The following is a 23702-nucleotide window of genomic DNA, read 5'->3' on the forward strand; positions in this document are numbered from 1 at the left end:
TTCCCGTTTCGCCCCGTTCGCTCTACGAAGGCGGCGATGATCGTGACCCGCTTCGCTCCCGGCCCCAACGGTCCGCTGCACCTTGGCCATGCCTATGCCGCCGTTGTCGCGCACGATCTGGCGCGGGCGCGGGGCGGCCGGTTCGTGCTGCGTATCGAGGATATCGACGGCGAGCGCAGCCGGCCCGCGTTCGCCGAGGCGTTCCTGCGCGATCTCGAATGGCTGGGCCTCGCGTGGGATGGGGAGCCGGTGTTCCAGTCCCGGCGCCTTGCCAGCCATGCCGAGGCCGGCGCGCGGCTCAAGGCCATGGGCCTGCTCTACCCCTGCCGCTGCACCCGCGCCGAGATCGCCGCCGCCGCGACCGGGGCGGGACCCGACGGCCCGGTCTATCCTGGCACCTGCCGCGGCCGCAACGTCGATCCGCGGGGCGCCGCCTGGCGGCTGGACGTCGCCAGGGCCATGGAGATCGCCGGACCGCTCGAATGGATCGACGAGATCGCCGGCGCTCGACCGGCGACACCGGCGATATTCGGCGACGTGGTGCTGCTGCGGAAGGACCTGCCCGCCAGCTACCACCTTGCCGCCACGCTGGACGACGCGGCGGACGGGATCACCCTCGTCACCCGGGGCATGGACCTGTTCCCGGCCAGCCACGTCCACCGCCTGCTGCAGGCGCTGCTGCACCTGCCCGTGCCCATCTGGCACCATCACGGCCTGCTGGTCGAAGCGGACGGGCGCAAGCTTGCCAAGCGGCGCGGTTCGCCCTCCCTGGCGGACCGGCGGCGCGCCGGCGAGGACGGCCGGGCGATCGCGGAAGCCCTGCGCGAGCACCGCTTTCCCGCCGGCATTTCCCTATCTGGCAATTGGCCGTGGCAAGGCCTACAAGGGCAGGCATGAACTATCTGCTGGTCCCCATCATCGCCGTGCTGATGATCCTGGTCGTCGTCAGCCTGGTGCGCGGCATCGTCGCCTTCATCAACGGCACCAAGGAAGACCTCCACCGCGACCCGAGCGCGACCGGGCCGACGCCGAACCAGATCCTGCAGAACAAGATGATGTTCAACCGCATCAAGTACCAGGCGGCGGCGGTGCTCGTCTGCGCGCTGCTGCTGGCGATGGCGCGCTGAACCCTTGGTCCGGCTGAACAAGATCTACACGCGCACCGGCGATGACGGCACCACCGGCCTTGTCGACGGCTCGCGCCTGCCCAAGCATGCCGCGCGCATGGAAGCGATCGGCGCGATCGACGAGGCGAACAGCGCGATCGGCCTGGCCGTCTGCGCGCTTGCCGGCACGCCCCCGGCCGCCATTCACCCCGCCACCGGCCACGCAGCCACGCTTACGCGGATCCAGAACGACCTGTTCGACCTGGGCGCGGACCTGGCGACGCCTGGCGAGGATTTCACTCCGGGCGAGATGACGCTGCGCATGGTCGATGCGCAAGTCGAATGGCTGGAGGCGGCGATCGACGCGATCAACGAGCATCTCCAGCCGCTCCGGAGCTTCATCCTGCCCGGCGGCAGCGAGGCAGCGGCACGCATCCACCTCGCCCGCGCGTCCACCCGCGCCGCCGAACGCCGCGCCGTGGCGCTCGCCGCGACGGAGCCGGTGAACCCGGCCGCGCTGGCCTATGTCAATCGCCTCAGCGACTACCTCTTCGTCCTTGCCCGCGCGGTGAACGCCGGCGGCGCGGACGACGTGCTTTGGGTGCCGGGGCAGAATCGCTAGATCAAGGAGCGCGAGCGTGCAGACAGTCGGAATCATCGGTGCGGGCATCATGGGCTCGGGCATTGCCCAGACCGTGGCGGGCAAGGGCATGGACGTGATCCTGACCGACATCAGCCTGGAGAACGCCGAAAAGGGCAAGGCCGGGATCGGCAAGGGCCTGGCCAAGCTGGTCGCCAGGGACAAGCTGACCCAGGCCGACGCCGACGCGCTGCTGGCCCGCATCGCACCGGTGGCCGACTATTCCGCGATGTCCGGCTGCGACCTCATCATCGAAGCGGCGACCGAGCGCGAGGAAATCAAGCTCAGGATCTTCGAGGCCGCCGGCAAGGTGCTGGGCGAAACCGCGATCATGGCCTCCAACACCAGCTCGATCCCGATCACCCGCATGGCCGCCGGTTCGCCCGATCCGGCGCGCTTCTGCGGGCTGCACTTCTTCAATCCGGTGCCGGTGATGGGCCTGGTCGAGGTGATCCCCGGCCTCGCCACCGCGCCGGACACCGTCGATCGCATGAAGGCCTTCGGCGAGAAGCTCGGCAAGACCGTGGTACTGGCCGGCGACGAGCCGGGTTTCGTGGTCAACCGCATCCTGTGCCCGATGGTGAACGAGGCGATCTTCGTGCTCGGCGCCGGGATCGGATCCGTGGAGGATATCGACGCGGGCTGCCGGATCGGCCTCAACCACCCGATGGGCCCGCTCACCCTCGCCGATTTCGTCGGGCTCGACACGCTCTACCAGATCATGAAGGTGTTCCACTCGACCACTGGCGATCCCAAGTACCGCCCCGCCCCGCTGCTGCAGAAATACGTCGAGGCGGGCTGGTACGGCCGCAAGACCGGCCGCGGTTTCTACGACTATTCGGGCGAGAAACCTGTCCCCACGCGGTAACGCCGTCCCGGCATCAGTGCGCCGCGCCCCAGCTCGGCCCGAAGCCGATCTCCACCCCCAGCGGCACGTCCAGCTTCACCGCCGGCAGCGCGGCCTCGGCCATGACCCGCTGGATCACCGGAGAAGCGGCGGCGACGTCTCCCTCGGGCAGTTCGAACACCAGTTCGTCGTGCACTTGCAGCAGCATCCGCACGTGGCCCAGCCCCGCTTCGGCGAGCGCCGGGTCCATGCGGGCCATGGCGCGCTTGATGATGTCGGCGCAAGTGCCCTGGATCGGGGCGTTGATGGCGGCGCGCTCGCTGCCCTGGCGTTCGGCCTGGTTCTTCGCGTTGATGCGCGGGAACCAGGTCTTGCGGCCGAACAGCGTCTGCGAATAACCGCATGCCCGCACGCCTTCGAGCGTTTCGTGGATATAGCGCTGGATGCCGGGAAAGCGCTCGAAATAGCGATCGATCATCGCCTGCGCCTCGTCCGCCTCCACCCCCAGCCGCCCGCCGAGCCCCCAGCGCGAGATGCCGTAGAGGATCGCGAAGTTGATGGTCTTGGCCCGCCCGCGGGTGTCGCGATCGACCGTGCCGAACATCTCCATCGCGGTGCGCGCATGGATGTCCTCGCCATTGGCGAAGGCCTCCTTCAGGCTCGGCACGTCGGCCATGTGCGCGGCCAGGCGCAGCTCGATCTGCGAATAGTCGGCGGAGAGCAGGACATGGCCTGGCTCGGCCACGAAGCACTCGCGGATCTGCCGGCCGATCTCGGTGCGGATCGGGATGTTCTGCAGATTGGGCTCGGTGGAGGAAAGCCGCCCGGTCTGCGCGCCGACAAGGCTGTAGCTGGTATGGACGCGGCTGGTCCGCGGATTGATCGCCGCCTGCAGCGCCTCGGTATAAGTCGAGCGCAGCTTGGAAAGCTGGCGCCATTCAAGCACTTTGGTGGCGACTTCGGCGCCTTGCAGGGCGAGCCCCTCCAGAATCGCCTGGTCCGTCGAATACTGGCCCGACTTGCCCTTGCGCCCGCCCTTGTAGCCCAGCTTGTCGAACAGGATATCGCCCAGCTGCTTGGGGCTGCCGATGGTGAACACCTGGCCGGCCAGGCCATGGATCTCGCTTTCGAGCGCGCCGATGGCTTCCGCGAACTGGCTGGAGAGGCCGGCCAGCCTGTCGCGATCGACCTTGACGCCGTGCCGCTCCATCCGCGCCACCACCGGTATCAGCGGGCGGTCGACCCGCTGGTAGATCCGGGTGCCGCCTTCCTCGCTCAGGCGCGGCTTCAGCAATGCGTGCAGGCGCCAGGTGACGTCGGCGTCCTCGGCGGCATAGCGCGTCGCCTTGGCGAGCGGGACTTCGCCGAAGGGAATCGCCTTCTTGCCGGTGCCGCAGACCTCCTTGAAGGCTATCGGCGTGTGGCCGAGATGGCGCTCTGAGAGTTCGTCCATGCCGTGGCCGCCGCCGATGCCGTCGATCGAGCGCCCCGCGTCGAGGCAGAAGCTCTCGATCATGGTATCGTCGACCGGGGCCACCTCTATGCCATGGCGGGCAAGGACGTTGAGATCGTACTTGATGTTCTGCCCAACCTTGAGAACCGCGTCGCTTTCCAGCAGCGGCTTCAGCAGCGCGACGGCCTGTTCGAGCGGGACCTGCGCGGGCTTTTCGGCGAACATGTCGCTGCCGCCGTGGCCCAGCGGGATGTAGCAGGCCTGGTTGGGGCCCACCGCCAGGCTGACGCCGCAAAGCTCGGCCTGCATCGCGTCGAGCATCGAGGTTTCGGTATCCACCGCGACGAGGTGCGCCGCGTGGGCCCTGGCGATCCATGCCTCCAGCGCGGCGGGCGTCTGCACGCATTCGTAGGCGTCATAGTCCACGGCCGGCATTTCCGGCGGTGCCTGCCGCGCGGCACCCTCCAGCGGATTGGCCCCGGCGGTGACCGGCTTCGCGGGATTGAGCCGGGTCGCGCGCTCCGGGCTGCCGGCACCGGTATCGAGACGCTTCAGCAGGCTGGTGAAGCCGTGCCGGGCAAGGAAAGCGGCAAGCGGTTCCGGCGGCACCGCGTCCAGCTTGAACGCGTCGAGCGGCATCGGCAGCACGCAGTCTTCCTTGAGCGTGACCAGCACCTTGGACAGGCGCGCCTGGTCCGCCTGCTCGACCAGCCGTTCCTGCAACTTGGATTTCTTCATTTCCGGCGCGGCGGCGAGCGCGCTTTCGAGATCGCCGTAGTCCTGGATCAGCTTGGTCGCGGTCTTGGGACCGACGCCGAAGACCCCCGGCACGTTATCGACCGAATCGCCCATCAGCGCCAGCACGTCTCCCACCTTCTCGGGCGGCACGCCGAACTTCTCGACCACCTCCGCGATATCGATGCGCTGGTTTTTCATCGTATCGAGCATGTCGATGCAGCCGCCCTCGAAGCCATCGTCCGGCTCGGCGCACTTGCCGACAAGCTGCATCAGATCCTTGTCCGAAGATACGATGGTCACGTCCCAGCCGCGCCGCGCCGCCTCGCGGGCATAGGAGGCGATCAGGTCGTCCGCCTCGAATCCCTGCTCTTCTATGCAGGGGAGCGAGAAGGCGCGGGTGGCGTCGCGAATCAGCGGGAACTGCGGCACCAGATCCTCGGGCGGGGGCGGGCGATTGGCCTTGTAGGCGCCGTAGATCTCGTTGCGGAACGACTTGCTCCCGGCATCGAGGATCACCGCCAGGTGCGTCGGCCCGTCGGCCTTGTGGAGATCCTCGGCCAGTTTCCACAGCATCGTCGTATAGCCGTATACGGCGCCGACCGGGGTCCCCTCGGGGTCGGTCAGCGGCGGCAGGCGGTGATAGGCGCGGAATATGTAGGCCGAACCGTCGACGAGGTAGAGATGCTGCTTTGGCTCCATGGGCACAGTCCGTAGCAGCGCCGGAGCGAGGCGTCAGCATGCGAGTTCGGCTTTGGACGGGAACCCGATTCGATGAGCCGCGTTTTGACTGCCAATGCTTGAAACCGCACGGGTCCACACCTACTCCACGAAGCGAGTTCGGCCCGTGCGGTTTCAAGTACCGGCGCCGGACGTCGGACCCGGCGTTTCGCCGACGGACAACTTGAAAACGAGGGATTACTGGAAGATGCGCAAGATCTTGATCGCCGCCACTGCCGCCATTGGCGCACTGTCGCTGGCCGCCTGCTCGGAAAAGACCCAGGACGCCACCGAAGCCGCCGCCTCTTCGGCCAGCGACGACGTCGAAGCCGCCGCGACCGACATGGGCAGCGCCATGGACGCCGCCGGCGACAAGATCGGCGATGCGGCCAATGATGCCGCCGATGCCGCCAAGGACGCGGGGGCCGACGTCGCCGACGCCGCCAGCGACACCGCCGCCGATGCCGAACAGGCCGCCAAGGATGCCGAAGCGGCGCTGGACGACAACCCGCCTAAGAGCAACTGATACCAACCGTTCTTTGTCATGACCCGTCGTCCCAGGGCGCGAGCCCGGGATGACGGCAAGGCCATCGCATATGGGGTTTCCCTCCCTCGGTCGTCACCCTGGAACAAGTTCAGGGTGACGATGAAGGACAAGATCGGCGCATATGCGATTGTCCATCCCCGGGGATGGCGGGGTATTCAGATTTTCGCTTCGTCCCCGCGCGGCGGCTTCGGCTGGTCAGCGCGACGCAGTGCGGCGGTAGTTCGAGCTTTCGGTGAGGTAGCCGTCGTAGACGGTGCGGGCGATGCTGGCGATCCGCGCCTCGCGGCCGGGGCGGCTGCCCTGCCCCGTGACGTAGATGGCGACGGCGAAGACGCGGCCGTCGGGCGTCTGGACAATGCCGATGTCGCTCGAGGTGTTGTTCAGCGATCCGGTCTTGTGCGAAACGGAAACCCCCTCGGGCATTCCCGCCGCTATGCGATGCTTGCCGGTGACGCAGCGGCTCATCGCGCCCAGCAGGACGGCGCGGCTTTGCGGGCTCAGCCACTTGCCCTGGTAGACGCCGGCAAGCAGCTGAACCATCGCCACCGGCGTGGCGCTGTCGCGCTTGTCGATCACCACCGCCGGGTCGATCGCCCCATCGTCCCGCACCAGCGTGGCGATGTCGCGGTCCATGTGCCAGTTCTCGATGCCGGCGCGGCGGACCCAGGCATTGACCGCCGACGGACCGCCGACGACCTTCAGCAAGGCGTCGGTGGCGTAGTTGTTGGAACGGGTAATCATCAGTTCGATCAGGCGTTCGGCGGTCATGTATTCGCCGGCACGAACCGGCGCCACCGCGCTCGAGTAAGGCGCGGAACCGACCGGGATCATCAGCGGGAACTCGCTGGTGAGGCTCCACTTGCCCTGATCGACTCCTTCCAGGAAAGCCGCGGCGATGGCGACCTTGCTGGTGCTTGCCATGGGGAAACGCTGATCGCCCAGGACATCGATCATGCGGCCCGAGGCAAGATCCACGGCGGCGACGCCGATGCGCCCGCGCGAAGCCTCCGCCACCGCGGCCAGCTGCTGTTCGAAGGGGGTGGAAGATGTGCGCGGTCCGCGGAGTTGGGTGCCGAACACCGAATCGAACGTGTTCTGGACTTCGACGACCTGCTCGGAGCGCGGCTGCACGGCATCACCGGCCTGCACGTGCTGCGCCCGCGCCGCGCCGAGCGGCAGCACCGCCACCGCCGTCAAGGTCAGCAGTTCGATGACGCGTCTTGCGCCGCTACGGCACCGCGTGAAAAGGTCGCCTGCCCCGGTCATGCAGTTCCCACCCTATATTCGTCCATGTTCCCGGAACGTTAATGCACCGGCGACAAAACGCCAGCGGGACGCGATGAGTTGCAGGAAGCTTGCGGTAATTGCCGGAAACGGCACTTTCATGTCGTGTTAAAGAACGATTCGAACACCCCGCCGGATCAGGCACCGATCGCGCGCCGAATCGCCGGATAGTGCCACGTCACTTGGAGCGAGCCGCATCTTCTCCTTCTCTCTTCGTCTTTGCGAAGCGGCGAAGCCACGGAAGCCATCCTGGGCCGCGTAAAACCGCCCTGGAGTGCCGCGCCGCCTGCGGCGGCTCGCGATGACGAAGCCATGGGAAGCCAAGGCACTCGCATAGGGACCAAACTTGTCCTTCCTATGCGATTGCCCTGGATAGGGAACACGGGTTCCGATCGATGAAAGCAAAAGGGCCGGGAGATCGCTCTCCCGGCCCTTCGCATGTTGTTGCCTGGACGTGGTCGTCCGGGACCGGGCTGGGCTTAGAAGCCCATGTCGCCCATGCCGCCCATGCCGCCCGGCATCGCGGGCATGGCCGGCTTGTCGTCCGGCTTCTCGCAGATCGCCGCCTCGGTGGTGATGAGCAGGCCGGCGACCGAAGCCGCATCCTGCAGCGCGGTGCGAACGACCTTGGTCGGGTCGATCACGCCGGCGGCGACGAGGTTCTCGTAGACGTCGGTCGCGGCGTTGAAGCCCATGGTCTCGTCGTTCTCGCGCAGCAGGTTGCCCGAGACGACGGCGCCGTCGAAGCCGGCATTCTGCGCGATCTGGCGCAGCGGGGTCATGATCGACTGGCGCACGATGTCGACGCCGCGGGTCTGGTCGTCGTTCTCGCCGCGCAGGCCAACGAGGGCCTTGGTGGCATAGAGCAGCGCGGTGCCGCCGCCGGGGACGATGCCTTCCTCAACCGCGGCGCGGGTCGCGTGGAGAGCGTCGTCGACGCGGTCCTTGCGCTCCTTCACCTCGACTTCCGAAGCGCCGCCGACCTTGATGACGGCAACGCCGCCGGCCAGCTTGGCAAGACGCTCCTGCAGCTTCTCGCGGTCGTAGTCCGAAGTGGTGACTTCGATCTGCGAACGGATCTGCTCGACGCGGGCCTTGATCTCGTCCGGCGAGCCGGCGCCGTCGACGATCGTGGTGTTGTCCTTGTCGATCGAGACCTTCTTGGCCTGGCCGAGCATGCCGATGGTGACGTTCTCGAGCTTGATGCCGAGGTCCTCGGAGATCATCTCGCCCGCGGTCAGGGTGGCGATGTCGCCCAGCATGGCCTTGCGGCGATCGCCGAAGCCAGGAGCCTTGACGGCCGCGACCTTGAGGCCGCCGCGCAGCTTGTTGACGACGAGCGTGGCCAGGGCCTCGCCCTCGATGTCCTCGGCGATGATGAGGAGCGGACGGCCGGACTGCACCACGGCTTCGAGGATCGGCAGCATCGACTGCAGGTTCGAGAGCTTCTTCTCGTGGATCAGGATGTACGGGCTGTCGAGCTCGACGGTCATCTTGTCGGGGTTGGTGACGAAGTAGGGCGAAAGGTAGCCGCGGTCGAACTGCATGCCCTCGACGACGTCGAGTTCGAATTCGAGGCCCTTGGCCTCCTCGACGGTGATGACGCCTTCCTTGCCGACCTTCTCCATCGCCTCGGCGATCTTCTCACCGACTTCACGGTCGCCATTGGCCGAGATGATGCCGACCTGGGCGATCTCGGCCGAGCCGGAAACGTCCTTCGAACGACTCTTGAGGTTCTCGACCACCTTGGTGACAGCGAGATCGATGCCGCGCTTGAGGTCCATCGGGTTCATGCCGGCGGCGACCGACTTCATGCCTTCGCGCACGATCGCCTGGGCCAGGACGGTGGCGGTGGTGGTGCCGTCGCCCGCCGTGTCGTTGGCCTTCGAGGCCACTTCACGGATCATCTGGGCGCCCATGTTCTCGAACTTGTCCTTGAGTTCGATTTCCTTGGCGACGGTAACGCCGTCCTTGGTGATGCGCGGCGCGCCGAAGCTCTTTTCGATCACGACGTTGCGGCCCTTGGGGCCGAGCGTGACCTTCACTGCATTGGCCAGCGTATCGACACCGGCGAGGATGCGTTCGCGCGCGTCGCGCGAAAACTTCACGTCCTTGGCTGCCATTGTAGAATTCCTCTTTCGATAATCAGATGGCGATAATCAGATGAATGGATGCGGAGGGCTCAGGCGATCACGCCCAGGATGTCCGATTCCTTCATGATGAGCAGGTCTTCACCGTCGACCTTGACTTCGGTGCCGGACCACTTGCCGAACAGCACGCGGTCACCGATCTTGACGTCGAGCGGGGTCACGGTGCCGTTTTCAGCGCGGGCGCCATTGCCGGCAGCGACGATTTCACCCTCGGCGGGCTTTTCCTTGGCGCTGTCGGGAATGATGATGCCGCCGGCCGTCTTTTCCTCGGCCTCGACACGGCGCACGAGAACACGGTCGTGCAGCGGGCGAAAAGTCATGGGATACTCCCTTATCCAACGAACCATAAATTGGGGTTGGCACTCTCGGCAGGAGAGTGCCAACGGCCGGGGATATGGTCGCGGCGTGGGAAGCCGTCAAGCGCGTCCGCCAGAAAAAATTTGCCGGCGGTCCCGGTTTTCGGCGAACCGGTCCCGGGCAGGGACAATCAGGCGCGCGCCATACCCGGAACCAGCGAAATCCGGTCGCGCCAATGCCACCGGGCCACCAGGAGCGCCGCCGCGACCGTCAGCCCCACCGCAAGGCCGATCCACACGCCCACGCCGCCCAGCGGCGTGAACAGGCCCAGCACCACCGAAGTGGCGAAGCCGGCCAGCCAGTAGCCGAACACCGCGATCATCATCGGCACCCGCGTATCCTGGATACCGCGCAGGACGCCGGCGGCGACCGCCTGGAGCCCGTCGGTCAGCTGGAAGATCGCCGCGACGAACAGGTAGCTCAGCGCATAGTCGACAAGCACCGCGTTGGCCGGTGCCGAGACGTCCACATAGGCGGACAGGATCAGCCTGGGCATCAGCAGCATCGCCAGCGCCGAAGTGCACATGAACCCCAGGCCGACCGCGATCGCCGCCCAGCCCGCGCGGCCGATCCCCGCGCGGTTGCCGGCGCCGTAGTGATAGCCGACGCGGATCGTCGCCGCCTGACCGATGCCGAACGGGACCTGGAAGGCGAAGGCGGCGATCTGCAATGCCACGGTGTGCGCCGCCAGCTGCGCCTCGCCGACGCGCCCCATCAGGAAGGCGGCGCCGCTGAACAGCCCGCCTTCGGCCACCAGCGTCGCCGAGATCGGCAGGCCCAGCATCAGCAGCTGGCGCAGGCGCTGCCCTTCGGGGCGCCACCAGCGGCCGAACACATGGTAGCGGCGCAACTTGCGGTCGGCGCGGATCGCCAGCGCATAGGCGATGACGGTGGCGCAAGCGGTGATGATGCTCGAAATCGCCGAGCCGTTCAGCTCGAGACGAGGCGCACCGAAATGGCCGAACACGAAAGTGTAGTTGCCCAGCCCGTTCACCACGATCGCCAGGGCCGTGATGAGCGTGGCGAAGATCGGCCGGCCCAGCGCCGAAACGAAAGTACGCAGCACATTCGCCACCGCCATCGGCACCAGCGAGAACGAAAGGACGGCGATGAAACCGCCGGCACGGGCCGAGACCACCGGGTCCTGCCCGGTCGCCAGCATCAGCCGCTCACCCATCAGGCAGACGCCGATCGCCGCCGCGCCGAGCAGAACCGCCAGCCACAGCGCCATGCGTGCCGACCGGCGCACCTCGCGCACCGAATTGCCGCGCCGGCCGATCTCGGCGGCGATCAGCGGGGCGACCGCGCCGGTCACGCCGTTGAGGCCCATCAACAGCAGCGCCACGATCGCGACGGCCAGGCTCGACGCCGCCAGCGCCTCCTGGCCGAGGCGGGCGACGAACATCACGTCGGTGGCGAAGACCGCCATCTGCAGGAGATTGGCCAGCGCCAGCGGCCCCGCGATTCGCAGGGTGGCGCCCAGTTCGGCGCGGAACGGATGAGCTTCGACGCGGCCAGTCATGGTGGGGCGGCGCGATAGGCCCAAGGGCGCGCCAGCGGAAGCGAATTCCGCGCACCGGGGCCCGCTTTTGCGCTGGATCAGCCGCTTCCCTTGATGGTGCGGCTATATTACGCCTCCCGATCGAGGAGGAAGAACGATGGATCCCAGGAATTTGACCGTTGTCCTGCCGCTCGCCCTGCTGGCCGCCTGCGGCGGATCAGGGCCCGGCGAACAAGCTGGCGAGACCGCGAGTCCCGCCGCGACATCCGAAGCGGCGCCGGTGCAGGCGCCGGTGCAGGCTGAAGTCGCGGCCCCGCCTTCCCCCACCGATTCCTCTTCCCCTACCGAATCGGTTGCCGCCGCGACTTCGGCGACGCCGCCGCCCGCTTTCGCGACCTGCCGCGCGTGCCACTCGGTCGAACCGGCGAAGAACGGCGTCGGCCCGACCCTGTTCGGGATCGTCGGCAGCAAGGCCGGAGAGGTTCCGGGCTACGCGTTCAGCCCCGCGCTCAAGGCATCCGGCATAACCTGGGACCGGGCCAGCCTCGACACCTGGTTGCAGGGTCCGATGAAAATGGTGCCCGGGACCAGGATGGTGATCGCGGTTCCCAACGCCGAAGCGCGCAAGGCGATCATCAACTACCTCGAAACAGCGAAATAACCGCGCCGGACGATACCGGAAGGGAGGACTGTACCGCGCCCGAAAAGCGAATCGCCGAGCCGCGCCTAACGTCCCAGGGTCGCGGCACTTTCGATGCAGCCGAACCAGCCCAGTCCGCGATAGGTCTCATAGCCGGGGGTCAGTCCGTAGGCGACGATTTTGCCGTCCAGCAAGGAATGCCCCCAGGCGTCGGTCGGCCGGAGCGGATAAGTCTGGCCGAAGCTGCCCGGCGCGGTCGAAGCGATTACCCGGAAACGGGAATCGAGCAGCATGACTTTGCTGTTGCCGCGCTCTTCCGATGAAAGCGAGATACCCTCGACGATGGCCCGCGCCTGCGGCTCCCAGTCGAAGAAGATCCCCAGCACGCCAACCGCCTTGCCATTCACGGCGCCCTCGGCGCGAATCGCCGTCGAATAAGTCGCGACCTGGGATCCCCCCAGGCACGGCGAAGTTTCCACGTCGCACACCACGAAGCTGTCTCCATCGGCCGTTTCCAGGCCGCGTCGGAACCACTCTTCGCGGGATACGTCCGCCCCGACGACATCACGATAGCGCTGCGGACGGCCATTGGCGATCACCCGGCCGGAACGATCGGCAATCCACAGGTCAAGGTAGACGGTGTAGGAGCGCAGGATCGTCGCGAGGCGGTCCGTGGCATGGGCGAGGGCATCGGAGCCGGGCTGTTCCGCCGCGTTTACGACGGCGCTGTCGGTCGCCCACCACCGCACGTCGCAAGAACGCTCATAAAGATTCCGGTCCATGATCTCGACGGCGTTGCGGGCCAGGTCCGCATAGCGACTGCCCCTGAAGCCGATCGACATCTCGTGCCCCGCATCCTGGATACGGGCAGCGTTTTTCGCGATGACATCGTTCAGCGATGCCGCAAGGGTCGTAACCTCGTTGGATACGGATCCCATTTCCTGTGCGACGATGGCAAAACTCTTGCCCGCCTGTCCGGCCCGGGCCGCTTCCAGACGCGCGTTCATCGACAGGATTTGCGTGCGCAACATGATCTGGTCGAGATCGGCAATCTTTGCCTTGGTAACCTTCGTCAATTCAAGCGCGAGGTCGATGATCTGATCCTGCATAAAACTCCCACTCCGGCACGCAGACTACGTCCATGCCCGCAGGATCATCCTCGTTCAGAAATCTGTTCCACCCGGCGCCATGCCGCGACCGATCTTGTCCCTCCAAGGCCTATCGGCGCGTGGTTTAGCCCCGATGCACCGGCCAGCCCGGTGTTCCACGTAGCAGCCGTTTGGAAATTCGGCACCGATCAGCCGGGCAGCGCCAGCGCCTCGTTGCGGTATCGCGGATCATGGGTCACTTCGCGGCCGATCCATCCCGGCAACGCGACCTGCTCGTCCGCCGAATCCAGTTCGATCTCGGCCAGGACCAGGCCCTGGTGCTCGCCGGCGAAGACATCCACTTCCCAGGTCCGCCCGTTCGCCGCGGGAACCAGATAGCGGGTCTTGTCGATGATCCGCCCGGTACGCAGGCCGAGCATGGCAAGCCCATCCGCGAACGGCACCGTATATTCGAACTCGGAGCGGGACAGGGCAGCCCCGCCGCCCGCGCCGCGCCGCGACTTGACCGTCAGCTTCGCTTCCCGCCCATCGATCAGGCGGACCCGCACGCTCGCCGCCGTGCCGTTCGAGAGATAGGCTTGGCGGATGCGCCTGCTGCCGGTGGCCGCGCCGCGCCAGGCATCGCCTTCGACCAGGAACTTGCGTTCGATTTCGATTGTCGTGCGATCCGGCGTCATGCGACTTGGCCATTGGCGGTGCCGGCTTCACCCCCGCCGTGCTCCGCGCGCCAGATCCCCCACAGCGCCTGCCAATGATCGACCAGCGCGCGCGGCGCCTGCGCCAGCAAGCGGGCGACGAGCGGCCCGATCTCCCGCTCCAGCCGCGCCCGCCGCCGCAGGGCGAGCGCCAGCAGAGTCTCCACCACTTCGCGATATCCGCTTCCCTCCAGCCGGCCCGCGACCCGCTCCTCGAATACGCTGATATCGTGATGAAGCCCGAGCAGATCGGCGAGCCGGCTCAGCTCGGCCGCGCGCGGCTGCATCATCGCCGGCCAGACCGGCACCAGCAGGCGGGTATGATACCAGTGGTACTTCATCAGCTTGCGCAGTTCATGATAATGCCGCGCGGTCGGTTCGCGAGCAAGCGTCCGTGCCGCCTTGTTCGCCCGGCGCAGGATCTTGCGCAGCCCCGCGCCCTGCGCACCCCAATCGTGGCATTCCAGCGTCCAGCCGCCGATCCGCTCGCGAGCCGCCGCCAGCAGCGTGCGCGCATGTCCGAGCCTGGCTTCGGCGGTGGCGCCGCGGGCCGGGCGCGCGGGTTCATGCGCGAGTTGTCCCCGCAAAGGCCCGAACAGGGCGGGATCGGCCCGTTTCTGCGCATCGGCGGCCAGCAGGTCGAAAGTATCGAGCAGGACCTTGGCGTCGCGCGAGCCGGCAAGCCCCCGCGCGATGTCGCGAAACGCCTCGTTCTCCTGGACGTAGCCCGCGAAGCCCGGCCGGACCAGGCGGATGAGGGCGCGCACCTTCTTGCAGCACTTGCGCACCTCGTGCGTCGCCACGTGGGCGTTCTTGCCATCGATCGCGGCAAGCGCGCCATCGATCTGCTCGCGCGCGATCCGCCGCACCGCCCGTTCCACCGAATAATCGCCGGCCCTGAATCTGAAGGCCATCATCGTCCCCTTGCGCAGCCACATCCATGCGGGAGGACAATGCCTAGCCGTGCGGCAATGGAAAGGGGAAACGAAAAGGGCGGCCCCCCGGGGAGCCGCCCTTCCGTGTCTTTCGTCCGGCGAGCCGGAAGAAGATTACTTGATCTCGACGGTGCCGCCGGCTTCCTCGATCTTCTTCTTGATCTCTTCGGCTTCGGCCTTGTTCACGCCTTCCTTGACGGCCTTGGGCGCGCCTTCGACGAGGGCCTTGGCTTCGGCGAGACCGAGCTGGGTGATCGCGCGGACTTCCTTGATGACCTGGATCTTCTTGCCGCCGTCACCGGTCAGGATGACGTCGAATTCGGTCTTCTCTTCAACCGCCTCGGCGGCGGCGCCACCACCGGCGGGGGCAGCCACGGCCACGGCGGCGGCGGCGGAAACGCCCCACGCTTCTTCCAGGGCCTTGGCAAGGTCGGCCGCCTCGAGGACGGTCAGCTGCGACAGTTCTTCAACAAGCTTGGCGATATCGGCCATGATATTTCACTCCTGATCTGTGGTCCCGCCGGTGCCTGATGCGGCCGGCGGGATAAATCGTTTCGAAACGTGCTGTCCGCACTTGCGGCTCAGGCTGCGTCCTTCTCGGCATAAGCGGCAAAGACACGCGCCAGCTTGGCCGCCGGAGCGGTCGAGAGCTGGGCGATCTTGGTCGCCGGAGCCTGGACGAGGCCGATGAGCCTGGCACGCATTTCATCGAGCGAGGGCATCGAGGCGAGCGCCTTGACACCTTCGGGGGTCAGAACCTGCGTGCCCATCGCGCCGCCGACGATCTCGATCTTGTCGGTCGTCTTGGCGAATTCGACAACGGCCTTGGCGGCGGCGACGGGATCGACCGAAGTCGCGATGGCCGTCGGGCCGGTCAGGAAATCGCCGATACCGACATAGTCGGTGTCTTCGATGGCAAGCTTGGCAAGACGGTTCTTCGCAACCTTGTAAGTCGCGCCGGCATCACGCATCTTCGTTCGCAGGGCGGTGGACTGGGCCACCGTCATGCCAAGGTTGCGGGTGATGACCACCGCGCCAGCCTCGGTAAAGGTTGCGTTGAGCTGGGCGACCGATTCGGCTTTCTGCGAACGATCCATGCCTTACTCCTTCACATGTGACCGCTTGGGACTTGCAGTCCCGCACGGCCGGCTACGTTTGTCCATGGCGCATGAGGCACCACGGGCGAGTCCGTTCGATGGGGAAGGAGTTCGCGTATGATAACGCGAGAATGGCACCACGCTTCCCACGGGAGGCGAGGGGGCCGGAAATTTCCTGTTCCCCGTCTAGGCTGCGAATTAAGGGGGAAGCCCCCAGCAGCTGTCTCGGACGGATGAACGGCAGGCAGAACCCGCCGGTCGGGGCGGGCCAATGGCGCAAACCCCTGGGAAAGTCAAGCGCCGCGCGATTATCGTACAAGGCGATACGGGTATACACTGGTATCGATGCAAACCCTTTGTTAATCCGGGCGTGCCAGCCTCACAATTCGGCAGGGGGGCATGGACAGCCAGGAGGCGGTTCGCATGCAGTCGACCACGTACCGGCCCGTACCCTATGCGATCGGCGGGGTAGCCTACCCCAGGCCGGCGCCCGTCACCCATGATACTTCGGCTGATGCTTCGGCCTCGCCCCGGCACTTCGGCCCCGAGAACGCCGATGGCTTCCGGCCGATGTTCTTCACGCGCGAAGCCCAGGAAACCGACGCCGAGGCCCAGCTGCGCCTCGACTGGGAGCAAGCGGTGGGGAAAATCATTACGAGGGTCTATACGAGGGTCTATTCGGAACGGCCCGCGCGCGAAAAAGGGGCCCTCTTCGACCTGGCGGTCTGAGAGCCCCTCCTCGGCGGTTCCGTTGGACCTATCCGCCGGCCTCGGGCCGGTATCCCAGCAGATCGCCCGGCTGGCAGTCCAATTCGCGACAGATCGCCTCGAGCGTGGAGAAGCGGATCGCCTTCGCCTTGCCGGTCTTCAGGATCGACAGGTTGGCCAGCGTGATGCCGATACGCTCCGCCAGTTCGGTAAGCGTCATGCGACGGGCGTGGAGAAGATCGTCCAGCTTGACCACGATCAGGGTCCCTTCGGTTTCGGTACTTTCGGCGCCCATTACACGGTGCCTTCCAGTTCGGCGCGCATCTCTGCCCCCTTGCGGAACACGCGGGCGAGGATGAACAGGATCAGCATGAGCAGCAGGCCATTGCCGGACAGGCCGCCATCAACCTGGACCTCGCCGGAATGCCCGTCCGACACGCGGTCGAGCCACATGCCGATGCCGGTCAGCGGAATGGCGACCAGCTGCACGACGAGCGAGAGCCAGGCCATGCGGGTAAGCCGCAAGGCATTGTCGGGCACGAAGGGGTCCCCTTCGCCGACGGTATCGACGATACGCTTCAGCAGCAGCAGGATCAGGAACACCGTGGCCAGCAGTGCGATCGCCAGCAGCAGCACGCCGCAAAGCGCGGCGACGAGCGGTGCGGTGGGGGTCGACGGCATCGCGCTGGCAAGCTCCACGGTGACCTTCTCCCGCATGAAGAGAATCACCGGCAGGGCGATGGTGCAGGCCGCCGCCGCCAGCACCATCACGCCCATCAGGAAATAGAGCAGGCCCTTGGCGACGGCGAGCAAGGGGTCGGTGGACAGTCTGGACATGGCAAGCCTCCCGCGATCCGCTTACATCAGCACCGGGGCATAGGCCCCGGAGGCGGCCACGGCGGCGACGCTCTGCCCGGAACGGACCGCGTCCGGCGCCGGAGTGCTGACGGTGGGAAGCCAGAGGGTCGCCATCAGGACAAGCGCCAGGGCGACGGCGATGGGGCGCGGGGTGGCCCGGGTATCTTGGACAGTCATTGCACGTTCTCCGATATGTTCGATATCGATATTCAATAAGTCCGAGTCGGCTTATTGTCAAACGATAATATCGAAAAACGATATTCATCTGATCGTTTTGCGGAAAGTCGGTGCCGGAGCATCGATGCCGGCCACATCGGGCCGCAGATTCCCGACAAGCAGGTTCCCGACAAATAGACGGGGCGGCTTCGCGAAAAGCCGCCCCCATGCGTGACTGGAAAGGAGCCGGCCGAGTCAGGCCGTGACCGGCTCGGGGCTGGCGGGAGCGGGCGCTTTGATCGCCGGCCGATAAGGATAAGTGCGCCAGTCGAAGCGCTCGGCTTGCTCCTGTTGACGATGCCCGAGTTGACAGCGCTCGATGCGCTGCAGCTGGATACGCGCGCGGCGCATGCGGGCCTTGTGGGTCCGGAACGGGTTGCCGGCGTCGGGCGGCGCGGCGACCATCCGTTCGAGCAGGGCACGGCGTTCCCCAGGATCCGTGGGAACAGGACCATCACCGAGCGCCGCCGGCGATGCCACCGCGACCGAGGCCGCGAGATCCTCTTCCATGGTGGCTCCGACCGTGACGGCGGCCTGCGGCGGGGCGGACTCGGGCGCGAACGGTTCAGGCGAAGAGGCCCGCGGATCGGTTTCGTCCTCGGCCAGTTGCCTGCGGCGGCGGCGCGAAATCATCGCCGCGGCACCGGCGCCGGCGATGGCGAACGCGGCGATCAGGCCGGCGATTTCCCCGGCGGTCGGGCCGTCCCACTCGTTGGCCGCCTCGCTGGCGGGTGCCGTCGCGATCGGTTGGGCGGCTGGTCGGTCCATCGAAGCGGAGGTCGGAGCGGGGGCTTGAGCGGAAGCCGGAGCGGGGGGCGCGGCGACCGGCATCGGCAAGGAGCCGTCCGCCAGCGCGCCGTCGGTGGCCGTGCCGTTGGACTGGGCGGTCGGCACCGTCGGCGGAGCGGGTTCCTTCGCCTTCACCGAAGTGGGGGCGCGGGCGGGGGTGCCGGCCCCGCTGCGTTCGGCCTGCGGCACGGCACTGGCCGAAGCTTGAGGCGCCGGGCCGCCCTGCGCGGCGGTAACATCGGGCAGGACGATGGCCGGCGGCAGGGCGACCGTGGCAGGCGAACTGCCGGCGATGTCCGGCGGCGGCAGCGATATCGGCGATGACGGCGCCGCCGAGGATGCCGCCGGCGGCACGGATTGGGCCTCCTGCGCCAGGACGGGGGTTGCGGAGAGCGCGAGAACGGCGGCAATCGCCGTCAGGGCGCGGGGCGAGCGGGCGAAATTTGAGTGTTCCATGTCACAGCAATGCGACAGACGGTGACTTGTTACGGATCCATGCCGTGAATACGGGACAAGACGAGGCACTGAATGCGGCGAACCGATACTTGCTTTACTGAGTGAATATTCCTACCGGCAGTTCCGACTGTTTGACACTCTGCGCAAACGATCCTTTCCATTCCGCCGATCATGGGTCGCGGATGCAAGCGCGCACGTCGTGCCGACAATTTGAAGGCGCCGGTTTGACACCGGGTGGGTGCGGTCCTATATGGGGAGTTCGCTCGATCGCTTCGAGCAAGGCGGGTTCATGCGCGGGGACACGCCCGGGAAGGAAGCGGTCCGGGTTTCCATCCGACGTAGAAGGCTGACGGCCGCATCGGCTTCCCACCAGGGATTCCGCGCGCCGGGCGGCCTTTTCGCGTTGCGGGTGGTTCCGTCCCACGGGCGGAATATCACGTTCTCGCGATGACGACATTTTTCCGGGCCGATCCCCTCGCGAATCGGCCCCTTGAGAAGCGAAGAGGCAAGAACCCCACATGGCGACCAAGCCCCTCGAAACCCGCCGTTCCGCCAAGAAGCGGATCCGCAAGATCTTCGGCGACATCCACGAAGTCGTCCAGATGCCCAACCTCATCGAGGTCCAGCGCGAGAGCTACGAGCAGTTCCTGCGCTCCGATCCCTCGATCGGCTACGTCTCGGGCCTGGAAAAGACGCTGCGTTCGGTCTTCCCGATCCGCGACTTCGCCGGCACCAGCGAACTGGACTTCGTCCACTACGAGCTGGAAGAGCCGAAGTACGACGTGACCGAGTGCCGCCAGCGCGGCATCACTTACGCCGCGCCGATGAAGGTCACCCTGCGGCTGATCGTGTTCGAGGTCGACCAGGAAACCCAGACCCGCTCCGTCCTCGATATCAAGGAGCAGGACGTCTACATGGGCGACATGCCGCTCATGACCGAAAACGGCACTTTCTTCATCAACGGCACCGAGCGCGTGATCGTTTCGCAGATGCACCGTTCGCCGGGCGTGCTGTTCGACCACGACCGGGGCAAGACCCATTCCTCCGGCAAGTTCCTCTTCGCCGCCCGCGTGATCCCCTATCGTGGTTCGTGGCTGGACTTCGAGTTCGACGCCAAGGACATCGTCAACGTCCGCATCGACCGCAAGCGCAAGCTTCCGGTTACCGCGCTGCTCTATGCGCTCGGCCTCGATAGCGAGCAGATCCTCGACTATTTCTACGAGACCGTGACCTGGAAGCGCGGAGAGGGCGGCTGGCGCCTGCCTTACGTGCCCGAAGCCTGGCGCGGCGCGAAGCCGGCGTTCGACATCGTCGATGCCAAGTCGGGCGAAGTGATCTTCCCGGCCGGCCAGAAGATCTCCCCACGCGCCGCCAACAAGGCGCTGAAGGACGGCCTCGAGGAACTGCTCATCCCGACCGAGGAAATCTTCGGCCGCTATTCGGCCAGGGATCTGATCGACGAGAGCACCGGCCGCATCTGGATCGAAGCGGGCGATGAAGTCTCGCCCGAGAATCTCGAGGCGCTCGACAAGGCGGGCATCGACCAACTCGACCTGCTCGACATCGACGACGTCAACACCGGCCCGTGGATCCGCAACACCATGAAGGCCGACAAGGCCGAGAACCGCGAGATGGGCCTTGAAGCCATCTACAAGGTCATGCGCCCGGGCGAGCCGCCGACGAAGGAAACCGCCGAAGCGCTGTTCGACGGCCTGTTCTTCGATTCCGATCGCTACGACCTTTCCGCGGTCGGCCGCGTCAAGCTGAACATGCGCCTGGGCCTCGACGCCGAGGATACCGTCACCACCCTGCGCACCGAGGATATCCTCGCCGTGGTCAAGGAACTGGTGAACCTCAAGGACGGCAAGGGCGAGATCGACGACATCGACAACCTCGGCAACCGCCGCGTGCGTTCGGTGGGCGAACTGCTGGAAAACCAGTACCGCGTCGGCCTGCTGCGCATGGAGCGCGCCGTCAAGGAACGCATGAGCTCGGTCGACGTATCGACCGTGATGCCCAACGACCTCATCAACGCCAAGCCCGCCGTGGCGGCCGTTCGCGAGTTCTTCGGCTCCTCGCAGCTCTCGCAGTTCATGGACCAGACCAACCCGCTTTCCGAAGTCACGCACAAGCGGCGCGTCTCGGCCCTCGGGCCGGGCGGCCTTACCCGCGAGCGCGCCGGCTTCGAAGTCCGCGACGTCCATCCGACCCACTATGGCCGCATCTGCCCGATCGAAACGCCGGAAGGGCCGAACATCGGCCTTATCAACTCGCTTTCGACTTTCGCCCGCGTCAATAAGTACGGCTTCATCGAGACGCCCTACCGCAAGGTGCTGGACGGCAAGGTCAGCGGCGACGTCGTCTACCTTTCGGCGATGGAAGAGCAGAAGCACACCGTGGCGCAGGCTTCGGCCGAAACCAACGCCGAAGGCTCGTTCGTCGAGGAACTGGTTTCGGCCCGCCAGAACGGCGAGTTCGTGATGAGCCCGCGCGACCAGATCACGCTGATGGACGTTTCGCCCAAGCAGCTCGTCTCGGTCGCCGCCTCGCTCATTCCCTTCCTTGAGAACGACGACGCCAACCGCGCGCTGATGGGTTCGAACATGCAGCGCCAGGCGGTGCCGCTGGTCAAGGCCGACGCGCCGTTCGTGGGCACCGGCATGGAAGAAACCGTCGCACGCGATTCCGGCGCCGCCATCTCGGCGATCCGCGGGGGCGTGGTCGACCAGGTCGACGCGACGCGTATCGTCATCCGCGCCAGCGGCGACATCGAGCCGGGCAAGTCGGGCGTCGACATCTACCGCCTGCAGAAGTTCGAGCGCTCGAACCAGTCGACCTGCATCAACCAGCGTCCGCTGGTGAAGGTGGGTGACTTCGTCGAGGCCGGCGACATCATCGCCGACGGCCCCTCGACCGAGCTGGGCGAACTGGCGCTGGGCCGCAACAGCCTCGTCGCGTTCATGCCCTGGAACGGCTACAACTACGAGGACTCCATCCTCATCTCCGAACGGATCGTGAAGGACGACGTGTTCACGTCGATCCATATCGACGAATTCGAGGTGATGGCCCGCGACACCAAGCTGGGCCCGGAAGACATCACCCGCGACATCCCGAACGTCGGCGAGGAAGCACTGCGCAACCTCGACGAAGCGGGCATCGTCTACGTCGGCGCCGAAGTGCACCCGGGTGACATCCTCGTCGGCAAGATCACGCCGAAGGGCGAAAGCCCGATGACGCCGGAGGAAAAGCTCCTGCGCGCCATCTTCGGCGAGAAGGCCAGCGACGTGCGCGACACCTCGCTGCGCCTGCCGCCGGGCGTTTCGGGCACCATCGTCGACGTGCGGGTGTTCAACCGCCACGGCATCGAGATCGACGACCGTACCCGCGCGATCCAGAACGAGGAAATCGAACGCCTCGCCAAGGACCGCGAGGACGAGCGCGCGATCCTCAACCGCGCGACCTACAACCGCCTGCAGGAAATGCTGATCGGCCAAGTCGCCGCTTCGGCGCCCAAGGGCGTGAAGAAGGGCATCGAGATCACCGAGGAAGTCCTCGGCGAGGCCGAGCGGCACGAGTGGTGGAAATTCGCCGTCGCCGACGACCACATGCAGTCGCAGCTCGAAGCGGTGAAGGCGCAGTACGACGCTACCGTCAAGGCGATCCAGGAGAAGTTCGAGGACCGCAAGGAAAAGCTCGAGCGCGGTGACGAACTCGCCCCCGGCGTGCTCAAGATGGTCAAGGTCTTCGTCGCGGTGAAGCGCAAGCTCCAGCCCGGCGACAAGATGGCCGGCCGCCACGGCAACAAGGGCGTCATCAGCCGCATCCTGCCGATCGAGGACATGCCTTTCCTCGAAGACGGCACCCCGGTCGATCTCGTGCTCAACCCGCTGGGCGTGCCTTCGCGCATGAACGTCGGGCAGATCTTCGAGACCCACCTGGGCTGGGCCGCACGCGGGCTGGGCCAGCAGATCAAGCAGGCGCTCGAAGACTGGCGTCACGCCAATCCCGACCCGGAAGCCGGCGCCCCGCCGGAAGCCGTGCGCGAACGCCTCAAGACGATCTACGGCACCCACTATGCCGCCGACATCGACAGCCGCGACACGGCTTCGCTGCTCGAGCTGGCCGAAAACGTCACCAAGGGCGTGCCGATGGGCACTCCGGTGTTCGACGGCGCGGTGGAAGCCGACGTCGCCGACATGCTGGCGCTGGCCGGCCTCGACAAGTCGGGCCAGTCCGACCTCTACGACGGACGCACGGGCGACAAGTTCGACCGCAAGGTGACCGTGGGCATCATCTACATGCTGAAGCTCCACCACCTGGTCGACGACAAGATCCACGCCCGCTCGATCGGCCCCTACAGCCTCGTCACCCAGCAGCCGCTGGGCGGCAAGGCGCAGTTCGGCGGCCAGCGCTTCGGCGAAATGGAGGTCTGGGCGCTCCAGGCCTACGGCGCGGCCTATACCTTGCAGGAAATGCTGACGGTGAAGTCCGACGACGTGGTCGGCCGCACCAAGGTCTACGAAGCGATCGTCAAGGGCGACGACACTTTCGAGGCCGGCATTCCGGAGAGCTTCAACGTGCTCGTCAAGGAAATGCGCTCGCTGGGCCTCAACGTCGAATTGTCCTCGATCGATACGACCGACGATGACGACGGCGTGGCGATCGCGGCGGAGTAAACGATGCGCAAGTCGAGCAAGGCAGCGGCGATGGCCGGGATTTGCACGCTGGTAGGCGTGCTGGTCCTGGCGATTAGCCCCGGCGCCGGACGTATCCCTCTGGGTACGATGCTCGTCTTGTTCGGCGTGATCGGCGCGGTCTCAGCAATCCGCCTTCGCGCTGCCGCGAACTGAATTTCACCC

Annotated in this window: 23 protein-coding genes; 9 read left to right on the top strand and 14 right to left on the bottom strand. The window is 66.4% G+C overall.

Annotated elements, in window-relative coordinates; genetic code table 11:
• Positions 1–36: 36 nt before the first annotated feature.
• From gluQRS to BM052_RS02715, 4 genes are read left to right on the top strand one after another with little or no spacing between them, the layout of a single operon-like run.
• Positions 37–897 carry a tRNA glutamyl-Q(34) synthetase GluQRS gene (gene gluQRS / locus BM052_RS02700; protein ID WP_091142864.1) on the top strand — a complete coding sequence of 287 codons (861 nt, stop codon included), beginning with the start codon at positions 37–39 and terminating at the stop codon, positions 895–897.
• Complete coding sequence (locus tag BM052_RS02705) at positions 894–1127, top strand: HIG1 domain-containing protein (RefSeq protein WP_091142867.1); 234 nt, start codon at positions 894–896, stop codon at positions 1125–1127. Before gluQRS ends, BM052_RS02705 begins: the two co-directional genes overlap by 4 nt.
• Positions 1128–1131: 4 nt before the next feature.
• Positions 1132–1728 carry a cob(I)yrinic acid a,c-diamide adenosyltransferase gene (locus tag BM052_RS02710; protein WP_091142869.1) on the top strand — a complete coding sequence of 199 codons (597 nt, stop codon included), beginning with the start codon at positions 1132–1134 and terminating at the stop codon, positions 1726–1728.
• 16 nt (positions 1729–1744) lie between these two features.
• Positions 1745–2614, top strand: coding sequence for a 3-hydroxyacyl-CoA dehydrogenase family protein (locus tag BM052_RS02715; protein WP_091142871.1), 870 nt, complete (start codon positions 1745–1747; stop codon positions 2612–2614).
• 13 nt (positions 2615–2627) lie between these two features.
• Here BM052_RS02715 and polA read toward each other — a convergent pair whose 3' ends face one another.
• Positions 2628–5483 carry a DNA polymerase I gene (gene polA / locus BM052_RS02720; RefSeq protein ID WP_091142874.1) on the bottom strand — a complete coding sequence of 952 codons (2856 nt, stop codon included), beginning with the start codon at positions 5481–5483 and terminating at the stop codon, positions 2628–2630.
• A gap of 226 nt (positions 5484–5709) precedes the next feature.
• Here polA and BM052_RS02725 point away from each other — a divergent pair, with 226 nt between their 5' ends.
• Entirely contained in the window at positions 5710–6027 is a 318-nt protein-coding gene (locus tag BM052_RS02725) for a hypothetical protein (protein WP_091142877.1), read from the top strand.
• 216 nt (positions 6028–6243) lie between these two features.
• On the opposite strand, the gene bla is transcribed toward BM052_RS02725, so the two are convergent.
• From bla to BM052_RS02745, 4 genes are all read right to left on the bottom strand, one after another.
• On the bottom strand, positions 6244–7314 hold the full coding sequence (bla, locus tag BM052_RS02730; protein ID WP_091142879.1) for a class A beta-lactamase: 1071 nt from the start codon (positions 7312–7314) through the stop codon (positions 6244–6246).
• A gap of 497 nt (positions 7315–7811) precedes the next feature.
• Positions 7812–9455: a chaperonin GroEL gene (groL, locus tag BM052_RS02735; RefSeq protein ID WP_091142881.1), complete on the bottom strand. Its 1644-nt coding sequence runs from the start codon at positions 9453–9455 to the stop codon at positions 7812–7814.
• 59 nt (positions 9456–9514) lie between these two features.
• Positions 9515–9802, bottom strand: a complete 288-nt coding sequence (gene groES, locus BM052_RS02740; RefSeq protein WP_091142884.1) for a co-chaperone GroES — start codon at positions 9800–9802, stop codon at positions 9515–9517.
• Between the two features lie 167 nt (positions 9803–9969).
• Entirely contained in the window at positions 9970–11361 is a 1392-nt protein-coding gene (locus BM052_RS02745) for an MATE family efflux transporter (protein WP_091142885.1), read from the bottom strand.
• 136 nt (positions 11362–11497) lie between these two features.
• On the opposite strand from BM052_RS02745, the gene BM052_RS02750 reads away from it, so the two are divergent.
• Positions 11498–12001 (top strand): c-type cytochrome, encoded by a 504-nt coding sequence (locus BM052_RS02750; RefSeq protein ID WP_091142888.1) that lies wholly within the window; start codon positions 11498–11500, stop codon positions 11999–12001.
• Between the two features lie 65 nt (positions 12002–12066).
• Here BM052_RS02750 and BM052_RS02755 read toward each other — a convergent pair whose 3' ends face one another.
• The 5 genes from BM052_RS02755 to rplJ all read right to left on the bottom strand — a co-directional run bounded on the left by BM052_RS02755 (position 12067) and on the right by rplJ (position 15816).
• A complete protein-coding gene (locus BM052_RS02755; protein ID WP_091142889.1) occupies positions 12067–13089 on the bottom strand; it encodes a methyl-accepting chemotaxis protein in 1023 nt (340 codons plus the stop codon).
• A 188-nt stretch (positions 13090–13277) separates the two neighbouring features.
• A complete protein-coding gene (locus tag BM052_RS02760; protein ID WP_091142892.1) occupies positions 13278–13766 on the bottom strand; it encodes a CYTH domain-containing protein in 489 nt (162 codons plus the stop codon).
• Complete coding sequence (locus tag BM052_RS02765; protein WP_091143059.1) at positions 13763–14698, bottom strand: CHAD domain-containing protein; 936 nt, start codon at positions 14696–14698, stop codon at positions 13763–13765. The genes BM052_RS02760 and BM052_RS02765 overlap by 4 nt, the downstream gene beginning before the upstream one ends.
• A 135-nt stretch (positions 14699–14833) precedes the next feature.
• On the bottom strand, positions 14834–15211 hold the full coding sequence (gene rplL / locus BM052_RS02770; RefSeq protein WP_091142893.1) for a 50S ribosomal protein L7/L12: 378 nt from the start codon (positions 15209–15211) through the stop codon (positions 14834–14836).
• Positions 15212–15300: 89 nt separating this feature from the next.
• Positions 15301–15816: a 50S ribosomal protein L10 gene (rplJ, locus tag BM052_RS02775; protein ID WP_091142896.1), complete on the bottom strand. Its 516-nt coding sequence runs from the start codon at positions 15814–15816 to the stop codon at positions 15301–15303.
• A 423-nt stretch (positions 15817–16239) separates the two neighbouring features.
• On the opposite strand from rplJ, the gene BM052_RS02780 reads away from it, so the two are divergent.
• Positions 16240–16545 (top strand): hypothetical protein, encoded by a 306-nt coding sequence (locus BM052_RS02780; RefSeq protein ID WP_143084728.1) that lies wholly within the window; start codon positions 16240–16242, stop codon positions 16543–16545.
• Between the two features lie 28 nt (positions 16546–16573).
• Here the strand turns inward: BM052_RS02780 and BM052_RS02785 are convergent, their stop codons facing one another.
• The 4 genes from BM052_RS02785 to BM052_RS02800 all read right to left on the bottom strand — a co-directional run bounded on the left by BM052_RS02785 (position 16574) and on the right by BM052_RS02800 (position 18843).
• Positions 16574–16819 (bottom strand): helix-turn-helix domain-containing protein, encoded by a 246-nt coding sequence (locus BM052_RS02785; protein ID WP_091142901.1) that lies wholly within the window; start codon positions 16817–16819, stop codon positions 16574–16576.
• Positions 16819–17361: a DUF2975 domain-containing protein gene (locus BM052_RS02790; protein WP_091142903.1), complete on the bottom strand. Its 543-nt coding sequence runs from the start codon at positions 17359–17361 to the stop codon at positions 16819–16821. Before BM052_RS02790 ends, BM052_RS02785 begins: the two co-directional genes overlap by 1 nt.
• 21 nt (positions 17362–17382) lie before the next feature.
• Entirely contained in the window at positions 17383–17559 is a 177-nt protein-coding gene (locus tag BM052_RS19795; protein WP_177198294.1) for a hypothetical protein, read from the bottom strand.
• Positions 17560–17793: 234 nt separating this feature from the next.
• Positions 17794–18843 carry a hypothetical protein gene (locus BM052_RS02800; protein WP_091142907.1) on the bottom strand — a complete coding sequence of 350 codons (1050 nt, stop codon included), beginning with the start codon at positions 18841–18843 and terminating at the stop codon, positions 17794–17796.
• A gap of 518 nt (positions 18844–19361) precedes the next feature.
• Between BM052_RS02800 and rpoB the strand changes: the two genes are divergently transcribed.
• Both rpoB and BM052_RS19800 read left to right on the top strand, forming a co-directional pair.
• Positions 19362–23519 (top strand): DNA-directed RNA polymerase subunit beta, encoded by a 4158-nt coding sequence (gene rpoB, locus BM052_RS02805; RefSeq protein ID WP_091142909.1) that lies wholly within the window; start codon positions 19362–19364, stop codon positions 23517–23519.
• Positions 23520–23522: 3 nt separating this feature from the next.
• Positions 23523–23693 carry a hypothetical protein gene (locus BM052_RS19800; RefSeq protein WP_177198295.1) on the top strand — a complete coding sequence of 57 codons (171 nt, stop codon included), beginning with the start codon at positions 23523–23525 and terminating at the stop codon, positions 23691–23693.
• Positions 23694–23702 lie beyond the last annotated feature (9 nt).

The sequence above is a fragment of the Novosphingobium sp. CF614 genome (assembly GCF_900113255.1).
Lineage (GTDB): Bacteria > Pseudomonadota > Alphaproteobacteria > Sphingomonadales > Sphingomonadaceae > Novosphingobium.

Excerpts from the sequence above, each read along its gene's own strand:
- gluQRS (WP_091142864.1), top strand. The coding sequence starts at position 37 with ATGATCGTGACCCGCTTCGCTCCCGGCCCCAACGGTCCGCTGCACCTT.
- BM052_RS02705 (WP_091142867.1), top strand. The coding sequence starts at position 894 with ATGAACTATCTGCTGGTCCCCATCATCGCCGTGCTGATGATCCTGGTC.
- polA (WP_091142874.1), bottom strand. The coding sequence starts at position 5,483 with ATGGAGCCAAAGCAGCATCTCTACCTCGTCGACGGTTCGGCCTACATA.
- BM052_RS02725 (WP_091142877.1), top strand. The coding sequence starts at position 5,710 with ATGCGCAAGATCTTGATCGCCGCCACTGCCGCCATTGGCGCACTGTCG.
- bla (WP_091142879.1), bottom strand. The coding sequence starts at position 7,314 with ATGACCGGGGCAGGCGACCTTTTCACGCGGTGCCGTAGCGGCGCAAGA.
- groL (WP_091142881.1), bottom strand. The coding sequence starts at position 9,455 with ATGGCAGCCAAGGACGTGAAGTTTTCGCGCGACGCGCGCGAACGCATC.
- groES (WP_091142884.1), bottom strand. The coding sequence starts at position 9,802 with ATGACTTTTCGCCCGCTGCACGACCGTGTTCTCGTGCGCCGTGTCGAG.
- BM052_RS02745 (WP_091142885.1), bottom strand. The coding sequence starts at position 11,361 with ATGACTGGCCGCGTCGAAGCTCATCCGTTCCGCGCCGAACTGGGCGCC.
- BM052_RS02750 (WP_091142888.1), top strand. The coding sequence starts at position 11,498 with ATGGATCCCAGGAATTTGACCGTTGTCCTGCCGCTCGCCCTGCTGGCC.
- BM052_RS02755 (WP_091142889.1), bottom strand. The coding sequence starts at position 13,089 with ATGCAGGATCAGATCATCGACCTCGCGCTTGAATTGACGAAGGTTACC.
- BM052_RS02760 (WP_091142892.1), bottom strand. The coding sequence starts at position 13,766 with ATGACGCCGGATCGCACGACAATCGAAATCGAACGCAAGTTCCTGGTC.
- BM052_RS02765 (WP_091143059.1), bottom strand. The coding sequence starts at position 14,698 with ATGGCCTTCAGATTCAGGGCCGGCGATTATTCGGTGGAACGGGCGGTG.
- rplL (WP_091142893.1), bottom strand. The coding sequence starts at position 15,211 with ATGGCCGATATCGCCAAGCTTGTTGAAGAACTGTCGCAGCTGACCGTC.
- rplJ (WP_091142896.1), bottom strand. The coding sequence starts at position 15,816 with ATGGATCGTTCGCAGAAAGCCGAATCGGTCGCCCAGCTCAACGCAACC.
- BM052_RS02780 (WP_143084728.1), top strand. The coding sequence starts at position 16,240 with ATGCAGTCGACCACGTACCGGCCCGTACCCTATGCGATCGGCGGGGTA.
- BM052_RS02785 (WP_091142901.1), bottom strand. The coding sequence starts at position 16,819 with ATGGGCGCCGAAAGTACCGAAACCGAAGGGACCCTGATCGTGGTCAAG.
- BM052_RS02790 (WP_091142903.1), bottom strand. The coding sequence starts at position 17,361 with ATGTCCAGACTGTCCACCGACCCCTTGCTCGCCGTCGCCAAGGGCCTG.
- BM052_RS19795 (WP_177198294.1), bottom strand. The coding sequence starts at position 17,559 with ATGACTGTCCAAGATACCCGGGCCACCCCGCGCCCCATCGCCGTCGCC.
- BM052_RS02800 (WP_091142907.1), bottom strand. The coding sequence starts at position 18,843 with ATGGAACACTCAAATTTCGCCCGCTCGCCCCGCGCCCTGACGGCGATT.
- rpoB (WP_091142909.1), top strand. The coding sequence starts at position 19,362 with ATGGCGACCAAGCCCCTCGAAACCCGCCGTTCCGCCAAGAAGCGGATC.
- BM052_RS19800 (WP_177198295.1), top strand. The coding sequence starts at position 23,523 with ATGCGCAAGTCGAGCAAGGCAGCGGCGATGGCCGGGATTTGCACGCTG.